General features: G+C 41.0%; 6 protein-coding genes. 4 read left to right on the forward strand and 2 right to left on the reverse strand.

Annotated features, from left to right (window positions below):
• Both ACESM0_RS12670 and ACESM0_RS12675 read left to right on the forward strand, forming a co-directional pair.
• Positions 1-806, forward strand: an 806-nt coding sequence (locus ACESM0_RS12670; RefSeq protein WP_372906571.1) for a hypothetical protein, incomplete at its 5' end; no start/stop codon positions are given.
• A gap of 27 nt (positions 807-833) precedes the next feature.
• Complete coding sequence (locus tag ACESM0_RS12675; protein ID WP_372906572.1) at positions 834-2399, forward strand: glycosyltransferase family 2 protein; 1566 nt, start codon at positions 834-836, stop codon at positions 2397-2399.
• Positions 2400-2403: 4 nt separating this feature from the next.
• Here the strand turns inward: ACESM0_RS12675 and ACESM0_RS12680 are convergent, their stop codons facing one another.
• Entirely contained in the window at positions 2404-3300 is an 897-nt protein-coding gene (locus ACESM0_RS12680; RefSeq protein WP_372906573.1) for a sulfurtransferase, read from the reverse strand.
• Between the two features lie 90 nt (positions 3301-3390).
• The gene (locus ACESM0_RS12685; protein ID WP_372906574.1) at positions 3391-3789 is read right to left on the reverse strand and encodes an acyl-CoA thioesterase; all 399 of its coding nucleotides are present in this window, start codon (positions 3787-3789) and stop codon (positions 3391-3393) included.
• 172 nt (positions 3790-3961) lie between these two features.
• Between ACESM0_RS12685 and ACESM0_RS12690 the strand changes: the two genes are divergently transcribed.
• Together ACESM0_RS12690 and ACESM0_RS12695 are read left to right on the forward strand one after the other, a co-directional pair.
• Entirely contained in the window at positions 3962-4402 is a 441-nt protein-coding gene (locus ACESM0_RS12690) for a CHRD domain-containing protein (protein ID WP_372906575.1), read from the forward strand.
• 27 nt (positions 4403-4429) lie between these two features.
• On the forward strand, positions 4430-4915 hold a 486-nt coding region (locus tag ACESM0_RS12695), incomplete at its 3' end, for an alpha/beta hydrolase-fold protein (RefSeq protein WP_372906576.1).

The raw sequence follows: 4915 nt of genomic DNA on the forward strand, positions 1-4915 counted from the left end.
CGTTTTTGCCTCTGATATTTGAGTATCTGGAAGAGAATGGCGAGGTAGCAATGTTCGAAAAACTTCTTGGCTCAAATGCGTTAAAATATCGGGTTTATGAAGAAACTATCGTAAAGCTGTTGAAAAATGTGGAGGGAGAAGATGCAGAAAAATTAAAGAGGCTTTTGATGATCGACTCACTCTATAAGTATCACCTGAAGCAGCTGAAAGATGACAGTGACGTCGTCAAAATAGAGGCTTGTAACTATTTCAGGTATACAAATATTGTCAGGGGTGACGTCGTATATATTTTGGGGAAGTTTGTTCAGTCAGCTAATACCTACCTGGCTTTCTCCGCAGCTTCTGCACTTATGGCCAGTGATAATTTCAATGACAGAATGCACGCCATGGATACGTTTACCAAGAGAGAGGGCATTTCCAAAATGGCGTTACTGGAGCTTTTTTACAGGTTCAAGCATGACAATAAACGTCAGACTACAGAAGAGGCCGCTTTTTTAGAAGCGCTCATTTCTGATAAAAGTTTATCAACAAAGAAAAGAGCCCTTTTGATTCGATGTGTATCTGAATCAAATTATTATTTAATGATCAAACCGCTTCAAAGCTGGCTGGAAAGCAGAGATGAGTTATGGAAAGAGCCTGACGTTTTATCGGCACTTATTGATTCTCAGCGCATATTTTTGAACTCAATGGCGATCGATAGTATAAAGGCATATCAACATTACCCGGATAGAGAAGTTAGGAAGGCTGTGCAAGATGCTGTGCTTGTCCTGGACCAGGAGATCACTTTCGAAAAGGCTATTGCATAATAAGAATTCAAATAGACCCATTAAGATTTGTTAGAACAAGCTGTAACCCACATCCAGCAATTTATCAACCTGGTAGATTCTTTAGGCTGGGTTTTCATTCTCTATTTCTTGATTGTGAACGGGACGTATCTATCGATGGTGGTTGTATCTCTGTTTTATATCAGAAAACATCAAAAGTACTATTCTGTATTTGAACCGGAGGGGGTCTTTCAGTCCGATCTGTATAAGTCGATATCCATCATCTCTCCGGCATATAATGAAGAAGTGAATATTATTGATTCCGTAGAAGCACTTCTTCAGCTTCAGTATAGAGATTTTGAGATTGTGGTGGTTAACGATGGAAGTACAGATTCTACTCTTGAAAAGCTCAAAAATCACTTCAGACTATATGAGTCTGAAATAGAGCTGCATTCAACGTTGCCACATAAAAATATCGTTAAATCATACAGATCAAGCCGATACGATAACTTGATTGTGATCGATAAAGTGAATGGGGGGAAAGGTGATGCGTTAAACTGTGGAATCAATGCGTGTGCCAACGATCTTTTCTGCTCTATCGATGCCGATTCACTGCTGGAGCAGGATGTGCTAAAACAGATGCTTCAGGCCTTTGTTCTGGATGACCGGCTTGTAGCAGCAGGAGGTATTGTGCGCGTGGCTAACGGGTGTAAAGTTTCGAACTACGAAATAAAGGAGATTGGGATTCCCAAAAGCTTTCTGGCTCGGATCCAGACAGTTGAGTACCTACGCTCCTTTTTGTTTGGCAGAATTGGGTGGGACTATTTTAAAAGTTTGATCATTATCTCAGGCGCATTTGGAATATTTGACCGAAAATCAGTAATCAGGGCAGGAGGATATGCAAGAGACTCCGTTGGAGAAGACATGGAGTTGGTTGTAAGGCTGCACCGGTTTTTCAGAGAACAGGATGAAGAGTATAGAGTTCGCTTTCTGCCGAAACCGGTTTGCTGGACCGAAGTGCCCGAAAACTGGAATGATTTGGCTACGCAAAGAAATCGCTGGCAGAGAGGATTGGTTGATTCGATTTGGCGACACAGAACCATGTTTTTTAATAAGAAGTATGGCAGAATGGGACTTACAACAATCCCCTATTTTACACTGGTTGAGCTGATCGGTCCAGTCATTGAAATGATGGGCTATATCTACTTTATTTTTGTGATCATTTTTATGGGAATCTATGAACCGTTTGTTCTCCTCTTTTTAACGGTTTCAATATTGCTGGGCTTTTTGTTATCCGTCTCATCCCTTATTTGTGAAGAGGCCACATTCAGAAGATATGGCAGCATCAAAAATACCTTGATTCTCACCCTCTATGCTTCACTCGAAAACCTGGGGTACAGACAAATACACGCCTGGTGGAGATTTGTAGGTTTAATCGACTACATTAAGGGCAAAAAGAGCTGGGGTAAAATCAACCGTCTGGGCTTTGAAAGGGATGATGAAACCGGCAAAACAACCGAAAAGCCCAAATCTGAATTAATACAAAAGTTCAGAAGTTCCGTTTACTGGGCCATCGTATTTCTGATGCCGCCGGCAGTAATATACATCCTATTCAGTTTTCTTTACTTCAACTAAACGGTTACTGTTCTACCACGGCGTCCGGACTATTACCATATTCCGACCACGAACCTTCGTAAGCCCTTACGGAGTCGTATCCCATCAACCTAAGTGTGAAATAAGCGTGCGATCCTCGAACGTTCGTATGGCAGTGCGGAATTACCTCTTTATCGCGTGTAATTCCAAGCGAATCATAAATACTTTGAATTTCCTGAGCTGATTTGAAGTAGGGCACACCCTCATCTTCTAAAACATTGCTCCATTCCAGGTGTACGGCATTGGGGATGTGTCCACTTTGTTCAGCACGCTCATCGGCACCGGTGTACTCTTCTTCAGAACGCACATCAAAAATGATTTTGTCAGGATCGTTAGAGGCTTCCATAACATAGCTTATGTCACAGAATTTAGATTCTTGAACATCAACACTGAAGTTTCCGGGAGCTCTTTCTGATCCATAATCCACAACAGGATAAGCATTTGCCCAACCTTGAATTCCGCCGTTAAGCAAAGAGGCATTTGAAAATCCATAGTAATCCAATGCATAAAAAAGTCTTGCAGCAGCCAAGGCATTTCCCTCATCATAGATTACAATACGGTCTTCATTATTGAGGCCAATTTCTTGCATGACACGTTCAAATTCTTCATGGCCGATCAGATAGTGCTCTATAGGGTGATCCTGATCTGTCAAATTTTGTATTGAGGCAAAATGCACGGCTCCGGGAATTAAGGAGTCACCAGGCTCTTCCCTGGTATCAATCAGGAAAATTTCCTCATCATCAAGAAGTGAATTTAACTCCGTTGCTTCTACTAATAGCTGAGAATTCGGATAGCCGTTCAGAGTTTCGGCTTCATCTTTTTCTGCAGAGCAAGCAGAAAAAAGTACAGTAATAATAAGTATTGAAAGATATCGTAATCTCATAGCGGTATATTTACTTGTAGTTTATCTGTTTATACAATAAATGGATTAAAAACATTCTGATGGCATATACAGAAATGTATAACAGCAACTTTACTGTAAAGCTGCTTCCACCTCTTGAGGCGGCCGAATGGGCCGTCCGTCGTTCATAAATACTGCGGTAATAACCCCCTTTAAAATCAATTCACGATCCGGTAGCCTGTAGATGTTCTGATAGAAAACAAAACGAACATTGCCCGACTTCTTTGCATGAGTTTTAACGACAAATTGATCATCACCCGTTAACGGTTTTTTGTAGACCAACTCAACTTTATGAACAACCGCATCGGTTCCGTTATCGTGAAGTTTATTAAAATTGAGTCCCACTGACTTCAGGAATTCATGACGTGCATGTTCTAGATAATTTTGATAGACAGAATTGTTTACCACACCCTGAGTGTCGAGCTCATAGTCGCGGACGGAAAACTGCTGTTCAAATTCTTTATGGTTCATGGAAATGGGTTGAGTTCATTAATATGATTTTAAATATTAATATACATGATAGGGTTTGTAACCTCAGATCAAATTTGAGAGGATTTAGAAATTTTTGAGCCTCAATTTTTTTGTAGGACGCATATAGCGGGGTTCATCGTTTATAAATATAAAAATTAAGAAGGTGATTGAGATGAGAGTAAAAAGTCTGTTTTTGATGTTTTTCATGGGAATATTCGCTGCTTCAGCTGCGGCACAGTCAACTGTGGAAGTTATGTTGGCAGGACATAATCAAGTTCCATCGGTTAATACACCCGGTACCGGCATGATTGAAGTAACCGTAGAGGGTGATTCTCTTTTTGTGAGCGGATCGTTTGAAGATCTGAGTGAATACTATTTGGGAGCGGGAATTCATTTTGGGAGAGCCAATGAGTCGGGAAATGAGATTTATCGACTAAGTGCTGAACTGAATGAAGAGAAAACCGAGGGAGTATTTAAAATTGCGGAAAACCGTTTTGAACTGAGGGAGGAACAGAAAGAGGCACTCCGGAATGGGCGCATGTACATCAATATTCGGTCGAACAGAAATCGCAGCGGTGAGATTCGCGGACAAATTCCATCGTTAAATTTTTGATATCCGACATTTCTTAGAAATTGTTTTATGAAAAGCATACTACTTCTTTTGGGCGCCGCCTTTTTGCTCGTTCAATGTTCAGGTAATGATATTCAAACAAACTCTGTTGAATTTGCGGAGAAAATAGAATCCAATTTCATTGCGGGCCATCTTGATCGATATCTGTTTAAGCCGGAAGATCTGACTGAACGCTTCGTAGATGTGTGGATTCCTGAATCGTATGAACAGGACACTGAATATAGCGTTATCTATATGCACGACGGTCAGATGCTTTTTGACGAGAGCTCAACATGGAACAGCCAGGAGTGGCGAGTAGATGAGATACTGACCCGGATGATGGAATCCGATGAAATCCCCCCGACAATTGTAGTGGGTATCTGGAATGCTGAAGATCAAAGAACTGCGGAATATTTCCCAGAAGATGCATTAAGTTTTATTGAGGGTGAATTAAGGGATGATCTGCTTTCAAACATCCCGGAAGAACCCCGTGCCAATCAGTATGTTGATTTTATT

The organism is Rhodohalobacter sp., from assembly GCF_041686455.1.
Lineage (GTDB): Bacteria > Bacteroidota > Rhodothermia > Balneolales > Balneolaceae > Rhodohalobacter.